Origin of the sequence: Stenotrophomonas sp. ESTM1D_MKCIP4_1 (assembly GCF_003086895.1) — a bacterium.
In the GTDB taxonomy this organism is placed as follows: Bacteria; Pseudomonadota; Gammaproteobacteria; order Xanthomonadales; family Xanthomonadaceae; genus Stenotrophomonas.
Map to the genome: position 1 here is coordinate 2,685,956 of NZ_CP026004.1, position 17,640 is coordinate 2,703,595.

Below are 17,640 nucleotides of genomic sequence, written 5' to 3' on the forward strand. Positions count from 1 at the left end.
CAGCGTATTGTCGTCAAAAAACGAACTGTTCGCTCAGAATCCGGTCTTCCAGGTTGTGTTCCGGGTCGAACAGCAGGGTCACCCGGTGCTCCTTCGATTCACGGATGGTGACTTCCACCACGTCGCGGGTTTCGTGCGAATCGGCGGTGACGCTGACCGGACGCTTGTACGGGTCAAGCACGCGGAAACGCACTTCCGTGTCTGCCTTCAGGATGGCGCCCCGCCAGCGCCGCGGCCGGTACGGCGCCAGCGGCGTCAAGGCGATGGTGTGGGAGCCCAGCGGCAGCACCGGACCGTGCGCCGAATAGTTGTAGGCCGTGCTGCCGGCCGGCGTGGCTACCAGCACGCCATCGCCGATCAGCTCGGCCACCCGCTCCTGGCCGTTGAGATCGATGCCGATATGTGCAGCCTGGCGGGTCTGGCGCAGCAGCGAGACATCGTTGTAGGCCAGCGAACCGGTGCTGGCACCCGATTCGGTGAGCGCCACCATTTGCAACGGCCGCAGATTGGCCGGTTCGGCACGGGCGATACGGGCGATCACGTCATCCTCGGCGCGGTACTGGTTCATCAGGAAGCCGACGGTGCCCAGTTTCATGCCGAACACTGGCTTGCCCAGGTGGCCATGCCGGTGCAGGGTCTGCAGCATGAAACCGTCGCCGCCCAACGGGCACAGCACATCGGCCTGGTCGGGTGCGTGGTCGCCATAGCGGGAAACCATCGCCGCGCGGGCCATCTGCGCCGGTTCGGTGGTGCTGGCCAGGAAAGCGATGCGGGGGGTGTCGCTCATCGGTGGATCCGGGTGGGGTGTGCCAGCAAGAGCATACCCGGTAGCGCCGGCCGCTGGCCGGCAGCCGCACCCGGTTGCGGCTCATGCGGTTGCCGGCCAGCGGCCGGCACTACCAGGCAACGCAGAACGGCCCCGCTTTCGCGGGGCCGTTCCTCCAACTGCTGCAGATCAGGAGCCCCCCCGAGTCAGGGGGGCGCGCCAACGGCGCGGGGGTCTGGGAGCATGGTTGGCATGGGGCCCACGGTTTGCAGAGCAAACCGTGGGGCGTCAGCGCGAATGCGCTTACGCACCATGTGCGGCCAGCTGGCCCAGGCGCTGCACCGCGACCGAAACGGTCGGGTAGTCCAGGGTCTTCTGCTCGGCCAGTTCGGCCAGCATCGACAGGGTGAAGCGCAGGCTGCTGTCGTCACGGCCGATCCAGCTGGCGACCTTCGCTTCAGCGCTGCTGCCCTTGGTGCCCAGCACCTGGCCCGCCAGGTTGCGGTGGTGTGCGGCCAGTTCGTCACGCAGCACGCCACGGGCCACGGCATGCCAGCGGCCGTTGACCTCCAGCGCGTCGATCTGCTCGAACAGCCACGGCAGCTGCAGGGCATCGCCCAGGCGGAAGTGGACCTTGGAAACGTCCACCGGCTTCAGCTTGCGGGTACGGGCCAGTTCGATGATGTCGAACGCCGGTTCCAGGAAGTGCAGTTCGGCCAGCTGCTGGGCCAGCGCCGACGGCAGGCCCTTTTCCTTCCACTCGGCCACCAGGGCTTCGTAGGTCGGACGCTGCGCATCCGGCAGCACGCCCGAGGCGACGCGGATGTCGTTGAACGGCCCCTGGTAGCGGTTGACCGCCTCGGTGATGCCCGGCATCGGGCCCGGGCGCGACAGCAGCCAGCGCACGAACGAACGCTGCAGCTTCCAGATCACTTCCAGTGCGTCGATCTGCACCGACTCCGGCAGGGTGCCGTCGAGGGCGTCGATCTGCGCCCACAGCGCGCGGGCATCCAGCGTTTCACGGCTGATGGTGTAGGCCTTGGCGACCTCGGCGATGGTGCGGCCGGTGTCTTCCTGCATGCGCATCAGGAAGGTGGCGCCCATGCGGTTGATGGTCTGGTTGGTCACGGCCGTGGCGATGATTTCGCGCTTCAGGCGGTGACGCTCCATCGCGTCGGCGTACTTCTTCTGCAGCGGGGTCGGGAAGTAGCGCTGCAGTTCCTTGGACAGGTACGGATCTTCCGGGATGTCCGAATCCAGCAGCTGCGCGAACGCGACCAGCTTGGAATAGGACAGCAGCACCGACAGTTCCGGACGGGTCAGGCCCTGGCCACGTGCCTTGCGCTGCGACAGCTCCGCATCGGACGGCAGGAACTCGATCTGGCGATCCAGCAGGCCCTGCTGTTCCAGGGTACGGATGAAGTGCTGCTTGGACCCCAGGCGCTTGACCGCCATCCGCTCCATCAGGCTCAGGGCCTGGTTCTGGCGGTAGTTGTCGTTGAGCACCAGGTCGGCGACCTCATCGGTCATCGACGCCAGCAGCTTGTTGCGCTGCTCGACGGTCAGCTTCTTGGCGCGCACCACATCGTTGAGCAGGATCTTGATGTTGACTTCATGGTCGGAGGTGTCCACACCGGCCGAGTTGTCGATGAAGTCGGTGTTGAGCAGCACGCCGGCCTGGGCGGCCTCGATGCGGCCCAGCTGGGTCATGCCCAGGTTGCCACCCTCGCCCACCACCTTGCAGCGCAGCTCGCCACCGTTCACGCGCAGGGCGTTGTTGGCGCGGTCGCCGACATCGCTGTGCTGCTCGCTGGCGGCCTTGACGTAGGTACCGATGCCGCCGTTCCACAGCAGGTCGACCGGCGCCTTCAGGATCGCGCTCATCAGATCGTTCGGCGACAGTGCCTTGACGTTCTCGTCCAGGCCCAGCGCTTCACGCACCTGCGGGGTGATCTCGATCGACTTCAGGCTGCGCGGGTAGATGCCGCCGCCCTTGCTGATCAGCTTGGCATCGTAGTCGGCCCAGCTCGAACGCGGCACGGTGAACATGCGCTCGCGCTCGACGAACGAAGTAGCCGCATCAGGGTTCGGGTCGAGGAAGATGTGGCGGTGGTCGAACGCGGCCAGCAGGCGGATGTGGCGCGACAGCAGCATGCCGTTGCCGAACACGTCGCCGGACATGTCGCCCACACCCACGGTGGTGAAGTCCTGGGTCTGGCTGTCACGGCCCAGCGCACGGAAGTGGCGCTTGACCGATTCCCACGCACCGCGGGCGGTGATGCCCATGCCCTTGTGGTCGTAACCCACCGAACCGCCGGAGGCGAACGCATCGCCCATCCAGAAGCCGTGCGCGATGGCCAGGCCGTTGGCGATGTCGGAGAAGGTCGCGGTGCCCTTGTCGGCGGCCACCACCAGGTACGGATCGTCCATGTCGTGGCGCACGACATCCACCGGCGGCACGATCTTGTTGTTGACGATGTTGTCGGTGATGTCCAGCAGGCCCTGGATGAACAGCTTGTAGCAGGCCACGCCGTTGGCGAAGATCGCATCGCGATCCCCGTTGACCGGCGGCATCTTGGCGAAGAAGCCGCCCTTCGCGCCGACCGGCACGATGACGGTGTTCTTCACCATCTGCGCCTTGACCAGGCCCAGCACCTCGGTGCGGAAGTCTTCGCGGCGGTCCGACCAGCGCAGGCCGCCACGGGCCACCGCGCCGAAGCGCAGGTGGGTACCTTCCACGCGCGGGCCGTAGACGAAGATTTCGCGGTACGGGCGCGGCTTCGGCAGGTCCGGCACCAGCGCCGAATCGAACTTGAAGCTGATGACGTGGCCATGCTGGCCGTTGGCATCGGTCTGGTAGTAGCTGGTGCGCAGGGTCGCGTCGATCACGCCCATGAACGAGCGCAGGATGCGGTCCTCGTCCAGGCTGGACACGCGGTCCATCAGCTTCAGCAGCGCTTCGCGCGCGGCCTGCATCTGCGCATCGCGGTTGCCCTTGCGCGCATCGACGACGGTCTTGAGCACCTTCAGGGTGGCGTCATCACCGGCGGCCAGCACATCGAAGTGCGCCTTCAGGTGGGCCTGGCCAGCGGCGATGTCGTCCTTGCTCTCGTGCCCGGTGGCCGGGTCGAAGCGGGCCTCGAACAGTTCCACCAGCAGGCGCGCCAGCAGCGGGTAGCGCGAGAAGGTGCCTTCCACATAGGCCTGCGAGAACGGCACGCCGGTCTGCAGCAGGTACTTGCAGTAGCCACGCAGCATGGCGACCTGCCGCCAGTGCAGGCCGGCGGCCAGCACCAGGCGGTTGAAGCCATCGTTCTCGGCATCGCCGTGCCAGACGCGGGCAAAGGTCTCGCCAAAGGCTTCATCGACGCGGGCGGCATCGATGGCACCGGCCGTGGATTCCACCTCGAAGTCCTGCACGTACACCGGGGCGTTGTCGACCGACAGGCGGTACGGACGCTCGGCGATCACGCGCAGGCCCATGTTTTCCATCATCGGCAGCGCATCGGACAGCGGGATGTCATCCAGCTGGCGGTACAGCTTCAGGCGCAGGCCATCGCCGCTTTCGCGCGGCACGGCCTGCAGGCTCAGGCGCAGATCGTCCGGGCCGGTCAGGGCGTCGAGCTGGCTGACATCGTTGGCGGCAACGGCGGTGCTGTTGTCTTCGATGTAGCCGGCCGGCAGCGCCTTGCCGATGCGGGCCGCGATGCGCAGGCCTTCGGTCTCGCCATGGCGGGACACCAGCGCTTCGCGCAGGTCGTCCTGCCAGTTGCGCAGCACCTGGGCCAGCTTCTGTTCCAGTTCGGCGGTATCAACGTCCAGCATTTCACCCGGCTTCGGGCGCACGATCAGGTGCACCTGGGCCAGCGGCGATTCGCCCAGCACCACCGAGCTGTCCACGTACTCACCGTGCAGCGCGTCCTTCAGCATGGCTTCGATGCGCAGGCGCACATCGGTGTTGAAGCGCTCGCGCGGCAGGTAGACCAGCGCGGAAATGAAACGGCTGTACTTGTCGCGGCGCAGGAACAGGCGGCTGCGCACGCGCTCCTGCAGGCCCAGCACGCCCATGGCGGTACGGAACAGTTCGTCCTCGCTGGACTGGAACAGTTCTTCGCGCGGCAGGGTTTCCAGGATGTGGCGCAGGGCCTTGCCGCTGTGGCTGGCCGGGGCCAGGCCGGACTGCTTCATCACGTATTCGTGGCGCTGGCGCACCAGCGGGATCTCCCACGGGCGGCGGTTGTAGGCGCTGGAGGTGAACAGGCCCAGGAAGCGCTGCTCGCCGATGATCTTGCCCTTGGCGTCGAATTCCAGCACGCCGATGTAGTCCATGTAGCCGGCGCGGTGCACGCGCGAACGGGCATTGGTCTTGGTCAGGATCAGCGCGTCCTTCAGCCCGGACGTGGTGTTCAGGCCCTGCGCGGCCAGAGTCTTGACCGGACGGGCGGCAGACTTGTCCTTGCCACGCATCAGGCCCAGGCCGGTGTCGTTCAGCGGCGCCAGCACCTCTTCCTTGCCCTGCTTCTCCACGCGGTATTCGCGGTAGCCGAAGAAGGTGAAGTGGTTGTCGGCCGCCCAGCGCAGGAACTGCTGCGCTTCGGCACGCGAGGCATCGTCGACCGGCAGCGCGCGGCTGCCCAGATCGTCGGCCAGCGCCAGCGCCTTGTCCTTCATCGGCTGCCAGTCGCGCACGATGGCGCGCACTTCATCCAGCGCCTTGTTGATGGCCTGCTCGATGGCGGCCATGGCTTCGGCCGGCTGGCGGTCGATTTCCAGCAGCATCACCGATTCGGCATCGCCCTCGCCCACCTTGGCCAGCTTGCCGGCCTTGTCGCGGGTGAAACGCAGGACCGGGTGGCCGAGCACATGCACGCCCACGCCCAGTTCGGCCAACGACATGGTCACGGTGTCGACCAGGAACGGCATGTCGTCGTTGATGATCTGCAGCACGGTGTGCGGCGATTCCCAACCGTTGGCCTTGGCGGTGGGGTTGAACACGCGCACATTGGCCCTGCCGGCCTTGCGTGCACGTGCGAACTCCAGGGTGTCTGCCGCCAGCGCCGCCCACTCTTCAGCGGTGTGGTGCGGGAACTCGTCCGACTCCATGCGCTTGTAGAAATCGGCGGCGAATGCCACTGCCTCGGCCTGCGCGGCCGCGGGGTAACGCTTGCGCAAGGCCGTGTACACCGGCTCCAGGGAGAAACCAGCGGTCACTGCGACCTCCGACTCAGCTGGTTTGGTCTTGTTTTTCACGGTCTTGGCTGCGGTTTTTTGCGGTTTCATGGCAGAGCGGGGCGCTTGCTCAGTTGGGAAAATGAAATTGTAGCCCTGTTGCAGGAAAAGGCCTTGCTGCAGGACGGAATAATGAAATGCCGGGTTTGCTCCGGTTTAGACGCCTATTCAGTTCGCATGGGTATGGCATCGGCAACCTTCGCAACGCTGCCGACAGGATCGGCAAACCGTGTTACCGGAACAGGCACGCAGAAGCGGATGCAGGACTAACGGCACGATTCCACAATCCTGAACTGGACGGTATAGTCCACCGCGTGAACCCGGCCTACCTCCCCGCTGCCCTGGATGCGCGCGATCAGCGCGTGTTCGATGCCGTGCGCGAACTGCTGGGCCGGCAGGGCATGCAGGTGAGCATGGACGCGGTGGCCCAGCAGGCCGGGTGCTCCAAGCAGACACTGTATTCGCGCTACGGCAGCAAGCAGGACCTGCTGCGCCGGGTCGTGCAGCGGCACGTCGGCGATGCCAGCGGCATCCTGCTGCGTGCACTCCGCAGTGACGACCTGCGTGCCAGCCTGTTGCAGTTCGCCACCGACTTCCTGGAGCACTTCAACCAGCCCCACGTGGGCCAGGCCTGCCGATTGATTGCTGCCGATGCGTCCCAGTTTCCCGAAGAGGCGCGTACGCTGTACCGCGAGGGTGCAGGCGCGCTGACGCTTCATCTTGCTGAATGGATTGAAACCGTTTGCATGCGTGGCCAGCTCCGGCATGACGACCCGCACTTCATGGCCGAACTGCTGCTGAGCATGATCGCCGGTCAGGATTTCGACAAACAGCGCTTCCATACCCCCCACCGTGATGACGCGCAGTTGCGTCGGCGCTGGGCAGAATTCTCCGTCGACAGCTTCCTGCGCGCCTTTGCGCCACTGCGGTCGCCGGCCCCCACTACAAACCAACCCCGGAGTTTCTCCTGATGACCGCCCCACTCCGCACCCTTGCCTTGACGTGCGCCGTTGCCGTCGCGCTGGCCGCCTGCAAGAAGCCGGAACAGCAGACGCCCCCGCCGCCGGAGGTGGGCGTCATCGACGCCAAGCCGCAGACCCTGCCGCTGCAGCGTGAACTGGTCGGCCGCCTGTCGCCGTTCCGCAGCGCCGATGTGCGTGCGCGCGTACCGGGCGTGCTGCTCAAGCGCGTCTACCAGGAAGGCAGCGAGGTCAAGCAGGGCCAGACCCTGTTCCTGATCGACCCGGCGCCGCTGCGGGCCACCCTCAACGCCTCCGAAGCACAGCTGGCCTCGGCCCGCGCGACCTATGCCAATGCCAAGGTTGCCGCCGACCGCGCCCGTTCGCTGGCACCGCAGCAGTTCGTGTCCAAGTCCGACCTGGACAGCGCCGAAGCCGCTGAGCGCACCGCCCTGGCGGCGGTGAAGCAGGCCGAAGCCTCGGTCACCTCCTCGCGCATCAGCCTGGGCTATGCCGAAGTGACCGCGCCCATCAGCGGCGTGGCCAACAAGCAGCAGGTCACCGAAGGTGCGCTGGTCGGCCAGGGGGATGTGACCCTGCTGACCACCGTGGACCAGCTGGACCCGCTGTACGTCAACTTCTCGCTGAGCGTGGACGAACTGAGCCAGCTGCGTGCGCAGCAGGCCCGCGGTGCCCTGGCGCTGTCCGGCGATGGCAAGGCCACCGTCAACGTCAAGCTGGCCGATGGCACCGCCTACAGCGAAGCCGGCACGCTGGATTTCTCCTCCACCACGGTCGACCCGACCACCGGCGCGGTCTCGCTGCGCGCGGTGCTGCCGAACCCGCAGAAGATCCTGCTGCCGGGTGCCTTCGTCAGCTTCCAGGCCAACCTGGGCGAGCGCAACAACGCCTACCTGGTGCCGCAGCAGGCGCTGCTGCGTGACAGCGCGGGCGGCTTCGTGATGGTGGTCGGCGCTGATGGCAAGGTCGTGCGCAAGAACGTCAAGACCGAAGGCGCACAGGGCGGCAACTGGATGGTCAGCGACGGCCTGGCCGCCGGTGACAAGATCGTGGTGGCGGGCGTGCAGAAGGTGAAGGAAGGGGCGCCGGCCACGGCCAAGCCCTGGACGCCGGGCCAGGATGCCAACGGCCAGCCTGCCGCTGGTGGCGCTGCCCCGGCAGCCGCTGCTGCAGCCGGCGCCGACAAGGCACCGGCCACGCCCGACGCGGCCGACAAGGCCGAACCGGCCGCCACCGAATCGAACAAGCAGTAACGGGAACCTTCCGTCATGCCTAAATTTTTCATCGAACATCCAGTCTTCGCCTGGGTGGTGGCGATCCTGATCTCGCTCAGCGGCGTGATCGCGATCCTCAACCTGGGCGTCGAGTCCTACCCCAACATCGCCCCGCCGCAGGTGACCGTCCAGGCCACCTACCCCGGCGCCAGCGCGGACACCACCGAAAAGTCGGTCACCCAGGTGATCGAGCAGCAGCTGACCGGTATCGATCACCTGCTGTACTTCAGCTCGTCATCGTCCTCCAACGGCCGTGCGCAGATCACCCTGACCTTCGAGACCGGTACCGATCCGGACATCGCCCAGGTGCAGGTGCAGAACAAGGTGTCGCTGGCCACGCCACGCCTGCCTTCGGAGGTGACCCAGCAGGGTGTGGTGGTGGCCAAGGCCAACGCCGGCTTCCTGATGGTGGTCGGCCTGCGCTCGGACACCGGCACCATAAGCCGCGACGCACTGAACGACATCGTCGGTTCGCGCGTGCTCGACCAGGTCTCGCGTATCCCCGGCGTCGGCAGCACCCAGCAGTTCGGTTCCGAGTACGCCATGAACATCTGGCTCAACCCGGAAAAGATGCAGGGCTACGGCCTGTCGGCCAGCGCAGTGCTGGCTGCGGTCCGCGCGCAGAACGTGCAGTTCGCTGCCGGTTCGCTGGGTTCGGACCCCTCGCCTGACGGCCACTTCACCGCCACGGTCTCGGCCGAAGGCCGCTTCAGCTCGCCCGAAGAGTTCGAGAACATCATCCTGCGTGCCAATGCCAACGGCTCGCGCGTGCTGCTCAAGGACGTCGCCCGCGTGGCGTTCGGTGCCAACAACTACGGCTTCGACACCCAGTACAACGGCCAGGCGGCCGGCGCGTTCGCCATCCAGCTGCTGCCGGGCGCCAACGCCCTGAACGTGGCCGATGCCGTGCGCGCCAAGATGGACGAGCTGCAGCCGAGCTTCCCGGCCGGTGTCAGCTGGTTCTCTCCGTACGACAGCACCACCTTCGTCAAGATCTCCATCGAGGAAGTGGTCAAGACCCTGTTCGAGGCGGTCCTGCTGGTCTTCCTGGTGATGCTGATCTTCCTGCAGAACTTCCGCGCGACGATCATCCCCACCCTGGTCATCCCGGTGGCCCTGCTGGGTACCTTCCTGGGCATGTGGCTGATCGGCTTCACCATCAACCAGCTGACCCTGTTCGCGATGGTGCTGGCAATCGGCATCGTGGTCGATGACGCGATCGTGGTGATCGAGAACGTCGAACGCATCATGACCGAGGAAGGCCTGGCGCCGAAGCCGGCCACGCAGAAGGCGATGACCCAGATCACCGGTGCGGTGGTGGCCATCACCGTGGTGCTGGCCGCGGTGTTCATTCCGTCAGCCCTGCAGGGCGGTGCGGCCGGTGAGATCTACAAGCAGTTCGCGCTGACCATCGCCATCTCGATGGCGTTCTCCGCGTTCCTGGCGCTGGGCTTCACCCCGGCCCTGTGCGCGACCTTCCTCAAGCCGACCCACAACGACCACCCGAACATCGTCTACCGTACCTTCAACAAGTACTACGACAAGATCAGCGGCACCTACGTCGGCCACATCACCTCGGCGGTGAAGCATGCGCCGCGCTGGATGATCCTGGCGGTGGTGTTGACCGCCCTGTGCGGCTTCCTGTTCACCCGCATGCCGGGCAGCTTCCTGCCGGAAGAAGACCAGGGCTACGCACTGGCCATCGTGCAGCTGCCGCCGGGTTCGACCAAGGGCCAGACCAACGAAGTCTTCGCCCAGATGCGCGGCATCCTGAAGGACCAGGAAGGCTACGAAGGCCTGATGCAGATTGCCGGCTTCAGCTTCGTCGGCTCCGGCGAGAACGTGGGCATGGGCTTCATCCGCCTCAAGCCGTGGGACGAGCGCAAGGTGACCGTGCCGGAGTTCATCCAGAACATGAACGGCGCGTTCTACGGCATCAAGGAAGCGCAGATCTTCGTGGTCAACCTGCCGACCGTGCAGGGCCTGGGCCAGTTCGGCGGCTTCGACATGTGGCTGCAGGACCGTGGTGGCCAGGGCTATGAACAGCTGACGCAGGCACGCAACATCCTGCTGGGCAAGGCGGCGCAGGAAAGCGACAAGCTGGCCGGCGTGCGCCCGAACGGCCTGGAAAACGCCCCGCAGCTGGCGCTGCACGTCGACCGCGTGCAGGCGCAGTCGATGGGCATGTCGGTGTCGGACGTCTACAGCACCATCCAGCTGATGCTGGCCCCGGTGTACGTCAACGACTTCTTCTACCAGGGCCGCATCAAGCGCGTGACCATGCAGGCCGACGCGCCGTTCCGTACCGGCCAGGAATCGCTGAAGAGCTTCTACAGCCCGTCCAGCCTGACCACCAATGCCGACGGCACCAACGCCATGATCCCGCTGAGCACGGTGGTCAAGTCGGAATGGGTGTCGGCGCCGCCGTCACTGAGCCGCTACAACGGCTACTCGGCCATCAACATCGTCGGCTCGCAGGCGCCGGGCAAGAGCTCGGGTGAAGCGATGACGGCGATGGAAGACATCGTCACCAACGACCTGCCGGCCGGTTACGGCTACGACTGGTCGGGCATGTCCTACCAGGAAATCCTGGCCGGCAACGCCGCGACGCTGCTGCTGGTGCTGTCGGTGGTGGTGGTGTTCCTCTGCCTTGCCGCACTGTATGAAAGCTGGTCGATCCCGGTGGCGGTGCTGCTGGTGGTGCCGCTGGGCGTGCTGGGTGCCATCGGCCTGTCGATGCTGCGCGGCCTGCCCAACGACATCTTCTTCAAGATCGGCATGATCACGGTGATCGGCCTGGCCGCGAAGAACGCGATCCTGATCGTGGAGTTCGCGGTGGAGCAGCGTGCAGCGGGCAAGACCCTGCGCGATGCCACCATCGAAGCGGCCCGCCTGCGCTTCCGCCCGATCCTGATGACCTCGTTCGCGTTCATCATGGGTGTGATCCCGATGGCCATCTCCACCGGCGCGGGCGCCAACTCCCGCCACGCCATCGGTACCGGCGTGATCGGCGGCATGCTGTTCGCCACCCTGCTGGGCCTGCTGATGATCCCGGTGTTCTTCGTGGTGGTGCGCCGCATGCTGGGCGACAAGCTGGACGAGCCCTCCAAGGAGTTCATGGAGCGCCAGCGCGACGCCGAATCGGCACACCGCCCGGATCGTTGATCCGGCAGTGAAGTGAAATGAAAAGGCCCCGGAGCGATCCGGGGCCTTTTTTGCAGGTTTCTGTAGAGAGGCCAACCTTGGTTGGCGCGCTTCAATGCATGACGGCCAAGGCTGGCACCTGCCAGCGCAGCATGCACCGCCCCTCAGCGCAGCAACGTCTGTAGAGGCCAACCTTGGTTGGCGCTCTTCAAGGCCGTCAGCGCAGGCCCGTCTCGTTGCGGGCAATCACCAGGCGCTGGATTTCCGAGGTGCCCTCGTAGATCTCGGTGATCTTGGCATCGCGGAAGTAACGCTCCAGCGGCATTTCCTTGGAATACCCCATGCCGCCGTGGATCTGCACGGCCTGGTGGGTGATCCACATCGCCGCTTCAGAGGCGGTCAGCTTGGCGATGGCCGCCTCGTTGCTGAAACGCTTGCCCTCGCCCTTCACCCACGCCGCGCGCAGGGTCAGCAGCAGGGCCGCGTCCAGCTTGCACTTCATGTCGGCGATCTTGGCCTGGGTCATCTGGAAGGTACCGATGGCGGCACCGAAGGCCTTGCGGTCCTTCACGTACTCCAGGGTCGCCTCATACGCGGCACGGGCGATACCGATGGCCTGCGAAGCGATGCCGATGCGGCCGGCGTCGAGCACGCCCATGGCGATCTTGAAGCCTTCGCCTTCCTGGCCCAGCACGTCTTCCGGCTGCGCCACGTAATCGTTGAACTCGATCTCGCAGGTGGCCGAGGCCCGGATGCCCAGCTTCGGCTCGGTCTTGCCACGGCCGAAACCGGCCTTGTCGGTATCGATCAGGAACGCGGTGATGCCGCGCGCGCCCTTGTCCGGCTCGCTCATCGCGAACAGCACGATGTACTTGGCCACCGGGCCGGAGGTGATCCAGCTCTTCTTGCCATTGATGACGTAGGTGCCGTCGGCCTGCTTGACCGCGCGGCAGCGCATGGCGGTGGCATCCGAACCGGACTGCGGCTCGGTCAGGGCGAACGCGCCGATGGCCGTGCCTTCGGCAATGGCGCGCACGTAGATCTGCTTCTGCGCCTCGCTGCCATGGGTCAGGATGCCGTTGCAGAACAGCGAATTGTTGACCGACATGATGGTCGAGTGCGCAGCATCACCGGCGGCGACCTCCACCATCGCCAGCACGTACGCAATCGGGTCCATGCCTGCGCCACCGTATTCGGTCGGCACTTCGATGCCCATCAGGCCGTTCTCGCCCAGCAGGCGGATGTTCTCCAGGGGGAACTCGCCGGTGCGGTCATGGTGCTCCGCGCTCGGGGCGATCTTCTCCTGCGCGATGCGCCGCGCCACGTCCTGCAGCATCAACTGCTCTTCAGTAAAGCTGAAATCCACAACACCCTCCCAGGGACATGATGATATGGGCCACGCACAGCGCGCCCAGGTGCGCCGATTGTACCGGGGCCGCGCAACGGAGGCTGACTTGGGGAGGGCGGCGGCTTGACCGGAACGGGTGCGGTCGGCGAATATATCTCTATATCGCGATAGGTAGATATTTATGGATCTGGAAGACTGGTCGACCCGCCTGAAGGTGTTCGCCGACGCCACCCGCGTGCGCCTGCTGGCGCTGCTGGAACAGGAAGAGCTGACCGTGGCCGAACTGTCGGCGATCACCCGGCTGGCCCAGCCACGGGTATCGACCCACCTTGCGCGCCTGAAAGAGGCCGGCCTGGTCCGCGACCGGCGTGCCGGCGTGTCGGCCTATTACCGCTTCGACGATGCCCAGCTGGACCCGGCGCAGCGCGCATTGTGGCATGCCCTGAGCAACGGAAGCGACGATCCGCTGCTGCGCCAGGATGCCGAGCGTGTTGCCACGGTGATGGCCAACCGCGCCGCCGACCAGAACTGGGCCGACAGCGTGGCCGGAGACATGGAACGCCATTACTCGCCGGGCCGCACCTGGGAAGCCCTGGCCCGCACCGCGCTGCCGCTGCTGGAGACCGGTGACGTGCTGGACATCGCTTCCGGCGATGGCGTGCTGGCCGAACTGGTGGCCCCGCACGCAAGCCGCTACGTCTGCATCGACACCAGCGCGCGCGTGGTGGCCGCTGCCAGCGAGCGCCTGCGCCGCCTGCCCAACGTGGAAGTGCGCGAGGGCGACATGCACGCCCTGCCCTTCAAGGACAGCAGCTTCGACCTGGTCGTGCTGATGCACGCCCTCACCTACGCCAGCAAGCCGGCGCAGGCGGTGGCCGAGTCCGCACGCGTGCTGCGCCCGGGCGGCCGCTTGCTGCTGTGCAGCCTGGCCCGCCACGAGCACAAGGCTGCGGTGGAAGCCTATGGCCACGTCAACCTGGGTTTCAGCGACAAGGAACTGCGCAGGTTCGTCGACAAGGCCGGCCTGCAGGTCTCCAGCCTGGAAACCGTCACCCGTGAAAAGCGCCCGCCGCATTTTGAAGTCATCTCGCTGATCGCCAACAAGCCCTGAGGTCGCCGTGTCCGCCCTGCCCTGGCTGCATCCCGAACGTGCCCATGCCCTGCTCGCCGCACTGCGCGAGCGCATCCTGATCATCGACGGCGCGATGGGCACGATGATCCAGCGCCATGGCCTGCAGGAAGCGGATTACCGCGGCGAACGTTTTGCCGGCGGCTACGACCACAGCCATGGCCCCGGCTGCGACCACGGCACGCCGGAGGGCCACGACCTGAAGGGCAACAACGATCTCCTGCTGCTGACCCGGCCGGAGATCATCGCCGGGATCCACACCGCCTATCTCGAGGCGGGCGCGGACCTGGTGGAAACCAACACCTTCAACGCCACTTCGGTCAGCCAGGCCGATTACCATCTGGAACACCTGGTGTATGAGCTGAACAAGGCAGGCGCCGCCGTCGCCCGCGCCTGCTGTGACGCGGTCGAAGCGACCACGCCGGACAAGCCGCGCTTCGTCATCGGCGTGATCGGGCCGACCAGCCGCACCGCGTCCATCAGCCCCGACGTGAACGATCCTGGCTTCCGCAACACCAGCTTCGATGAACTGCGCGATACGTACCGCGAAGCCATCGAAGGGCTGATCGACGGCGGTGCGGACACCCTGATGGTCGAGACGATTTTCGACACCCTCAACGCCAAGGCCGCGCTGTATGCGCTGGAAGAGGCCTTCGATGCACGCGGCGCGCGCCTGCCGGTGATGATCTCCGGCACCATCACCGATGCCTCCGGCCGCACCCTCTCGGGGCAGACCGCCGATGCGTTCCATGCCTCGCTGGCACATTCGCGCCCGCTGTCGATCGGCCTGAACTGCGCGCTGGGCGCCGATGCCATGCGCCCGCACGTGGAAACCCTCTCGCAGGTGGCCGACTGCCACGTCAGCGCCCATCCCAATGCGGGCCTGCCCAATGCCTTTGGCGAGTACGACGAGACCCCCGAGGAAATGGCCGCCACGCTGCGCGGCTTTGCCGAGGATGGGCTGCTGAACCTGGTCGGCGGCTGCTGCGGTTCCACCCCGGACCATATCCGCGCCATTGCCGAGGCTGTGGCCGGCCTGCCGCCACGGGCCCTGCCCGCCTCCGTGGAGCAGCACGCCGCATGAGCACCGTGCCCTACACCCGCCTGTCCGGGCTGGAGCCGCTGGTCATCACGCCCGACCTGTTGTTCGTCAATGTCGGCGAACGCACCAACGTCACCGGCAGCGCGCAGTTCCGCAAGCTCATCAAGGAAGGCCGTTACGAGGAAGCCGTGGATGTGGCCCGGCAGCAGGTGGCCAGCGGTGCACAGATCCTCGACGTCAACATGGACGAGGGCCTGATCGATTCGGAAGCGGCGATGACCCGCTACCTCAACCTGATCATGTCCGAGCCGGACATCGCGCGCATTCCGGTGATGGTCGACTCCTCCAAGTGGAGCGTGATCGAGGCCGGCCTGAAATGCCTGCAGGGCAAGAGCGTGGTCAATTCGATCTCGCTGAAGGAAGGCGAGGCGCTGTTCCGCGAGCACGCGCGCAAGGTACTGCGCTATGGCGCGGCCGCGGTGGTGATGGCCTTCGACGAAGCCGGCCAGGCCGACACCTGCGCGCGCAAGGTCGAGATCTGCACGCGGGCCTACCGCATCCTGGTCGATGAAATCGGCTTCCCGCCACAGGACATCATCTTCGATCCGAACATCTTCGCCGTTGCCACCGGCATCGAAGAGCACGACAACTACGCGGTCGACTTCATCGAAGCCACCCGCATCATCAAGCAGACCCTGCCGCACTGCCATGTGTCCGGCGGCGTTTCCAACGTCTCGTTCTCGTTCCGCGGCAACGAAACCGTCCGCCAGGCCATCCACTCGGTGTTCCTGTACCACGCCATCGCCGCCGGCATGGACATGGGCATCGTCAACGCCGGCGCGATGCCGATCTACGACGAACTGCACCCGGAACTGCGCGAGCGCGTGGAGGACGTGATCCTCAACCGCCGCAGTGACGCCACCGAACGCCTGCTGGAGATCGCCGAGCGCTACAAGGGCAGGAAGGGCGCGGCGAAAACCGAAGACCTGGCCTGGCGCGAAAAGCCGGTGGCGCAGCGCCTGGCGCATGCGCTGGTGCACGGCCTGGATGCGTTCGTTGAAGAAGACACCGAACTGGCCCGGCAGGCCTCCAGCCGACCGCTGGACGTGATCGAAGGCCCGTTGATGGACGGCATGAACGTGGTCGGCGACCTGTTCGGTGCGGGCAAGATGTTCCTGCCGCAGGTGGTGAAATCAGCGCGCGTGATGAAAAAGGCCGTCGCCTACCTGCTGCCGTACATCGAGGCCGAGAAGGCGCGCAGCGGCGACACCGCGCGCAGCAACGGCAAGATCATCATGGCCACGGTGAAGGGCGATGTGCATGACATCGGCAAGAACATCGTCGGCGTGGTGCTGGCCTGCAACAACTTCGAGGTGGTGGATCTGGGTGTGATGGTGCCGGCGCAGAAGATTCTCGACGCCGCGCGCGAGCACAACGCCGACCTGATCGGCCTGTCCGGGCTGATCACGCCCTCGCTGGAAGAAATGAGCCATGTCGCGCGCGAAATGGAGCGCCAGGGCTTCGATCTGCCGCTGCTGATCGGTGGCGCAACCACCTCACGCGCGCATACCGCGCTGAAGATCGACCCGCATTACAAGGCGCCGACGGTGTGGGTGAAGGACGCCTCGCGTGCCGTGGGCGTGGCCCAGTCGCTGATCTCGCGCGATCTGCGCGACGCCTTCGTCGCCTCCAACGAGGCCGACTACGCCGAGATCCGCGCGCGCCACCGCAACCGCGGCGATGCCAAGCGCCTGGTGTCGCTGGAACACGCACGCGGGCAGAAGTTCCAGAGCGACTGGGCCAGCTACGTACCGCCAGCGCCGAAGCAGCCCGGCCTGCACGTGTTCGATGATTACCCGCTGGCCGAACTGGTCGACTACATCGACTGGACACCGTTTTTCCAGGCCTGGGAGCTGGCCGGCAAGTACCCGGCCATCCTCACCGACGAGATTGTCGGCAGCCAGGCCAGCGAGCTGTACCGCGATGCGCGTGCGATGCTCACACGGATCGTCGATGAGAAGTGGCTGCAGGCCAAGGCCGTGTTCGGCCTGTGGCCGGCCAACAGCGTCGGCGATGACGTGCGTGTGCAGCACCCGCAGGGCGAAGCCACCCTGCATTTCCTGCGCCAGCAGGTGGACAAGCCCGCCGAGCGCCCGGACTTCTGCCTGGCCGACTTCATCGCCCCGGCCGACAGCGGCCGGCAGGACTGGATCGGCGCGTTCGCGGTCACTGCCGGCATCGGCATCGACGCCCACGTGGCGCGCTTCGAGGCCGAGCATGACGACTACAACGCGATCCTGTTGAAGGCCCTTGCCGACCGCTTTGCCGAAGCCCTGGCCGAGCGCCTGCACCAGCGCGTGCGTACGGAATTCTGGGGCTACGACCACGCCGAGACGCTGGACAACGAGGCGCTGATCGACGAGCAGTACCGCGGCATCCGCCCCGCGCCGGGCTACCCCGCCTGCCCCGAGCACAGCGAGAAGCGCCGCCTGTTCGACCTGCTGCAGGCCGAGGCCAACGCCAGCATGTCGCTGACCGAAAGCTTCGCCATGCTGCCGACGGCAGCGGTATCGGGCTACTACTTCAGCCACCCGCAGAGCCAGTATTTCGTGGTTGGCCGCCTCAGCCGCGAGCAGGTGAGCGACTACGCCCGCCGCAAGGGTGTGGACCGCGCCCAGGCCGAACGCTGGCTGGCGTCCAACCTCGACTACGACCCCGAATGACGCAA

Annotated in this window: 9 protein-coding genes; 6 read left to right on the forward strand and 3 right to left on the reverse strand. The window is 66.2% G+C overall.

What is annotated here, in order from left to right; translation table 11 throughout:
• Window positions 1–13: 13 nt before the first annotated feature.
• Together C1924_RS12345 and C1924_RS12350 are read right to left on the reverse strand one after the other, a co-directional pair.
• Window positions 14–787, reverse strand: coding sequence for an NAD kinase (locus C1924_RS12345; protein ID WP_108765564.1), 774 nt, complete (start codon window positions 785–787; stop codon window positions 14–16).
• Window positions 788–1,069: 282 nt separating this feature from the next.
• Window positions 1,070–6,046 carry an NAD-glutamate dehydrogenase domain-containing protein gene (locus C1924_RS12350; RefSeq protein WP_108765565.1) on the reverse strand — a complete coding sequence of 1,659 codons (4,977 nt, stop codon included), beginning with the start codon at window positions 6,044–6,046 and terminating at the stop codon, window positions 1,070–1,072.
• Between the two features lie 263 nt (window positions 6,047–6,309).
• On the opposite strand from C1924_RS12350, the gene C1924_RS12355 reads away from it, so the two are divergent.
• Genes C1924_RS12355 through C1924_RS12365 form a run of 3 tightly spaced genes read left to right on the forward strand, consistent with a single transcriptional unit; the run spans window position 6,310 to window position 11,414 of the window.
• Complete coding sequence (locus C1924_RS12355; protein WP_108765566.1) at window positions 6,310–6,966, forward strand: TetR/AcrR family transcriptional regulator; 657 nt, start codon at window positions 6,310–6,312, stop codon at window positions 6,964–6,966.
• Window positions 6,966–8,228 (forward strand): efflux RND transporter periplasmic adaptor subunit, encoded by a 1,263-nt coding sequence (locus C1924_RS12360; RefSeq protein ID WP_108765567.1) that lies wholly within the window; start codon window positions 6,966–6,968, stop codon window positions 8,226–8,228. Before C1924_RS12355 ends, C1924_RS12360 begins: the two co-directional genes overlap by 1 nt.
• Before the next feature lie 15 nt (window positions 8,229–8,243).
• Window positions 8,244–11,414, forward strand: coding sequence for a multidrug efflux RND transporter permease subunit (locus tag C1924_RS12365; protein WP_108765568.1), 3,171 nt, complete (start codon window positions 8,244–8,246; stop codon window positions 11,412–11,414).
• Between the two features lie 196 nt (window positions 11,415–11,610).
• Here C1924_RS12365 and C1924_RS12370 read toward each other — a convergent pair whose 3' ends face one another.
• Window positions 11,611–12,759: an acyl-CoA dehydrogenase family protein gene (locus C1924_RS12370; RefSeq protein ID WP_108765569.1), complete on the reverse strand. Its 1,149-nt coding sequence runs from the start codon at window positions 12,757–12,759 to the stop codon at window positions 11,611–11,613.
• A gap of 163 nt (window positions 12,760–12,922) precedes the next feature.
• Between C1924_RS12370 and C1924_RS12375 the strand changes: the two genes are divergently transcribed.
• Genes C1924_RS12375 through metH form a run of 3 tightly spaced genes read left to right on the forward strand, consistent with a single transcriptional unit; the run spans window position 12,923 to window position 17,635 of the window.
• Window positions 12,923–13,852, forward strand: coding sequence for a metalloregulator ArsR/SmtB family transcription factor (locus tag C1924_RS12375; RefSeq protein WP_108765570.1), 930 nt, complete (start codon window positions 12,923–12,925; stop codon window positions 13,850–13,852).
• Window positions 13,853–13,859: 7 nt separating this feature from the next.
• The gene (locus tag C1924_RS12380) at window positions 13,860–14,954 is read left to right on the forward strand and encodes a homocysteine S-methyltransferase family protein (RefSeq protein ID WP_108765571.1); all 1,095 of its coding nucleotides are present in this window, start codon (window positions 13,860–13,862) and stop codon (window positions 14,952–14,954) included.
• Window positions 14,951–17,635 carry a methionine synthase gene (metH, locus tag C1924_RS12385; RefSeq protein WP_108765572.1) on the forward strand — a complete coding sequence of 895 codons (2,685 nt, stop codon included), beginning with the start codon at window positions 14,951–14,953 and terminating at the stop codon, window positions 17,633–17,635. Before C1924_RS12380 ends, metH begins: the two co-directional genes overlap by 4 nt.
• Window positions 17,636–17,640: the final 5 nt, after the last annotated feature.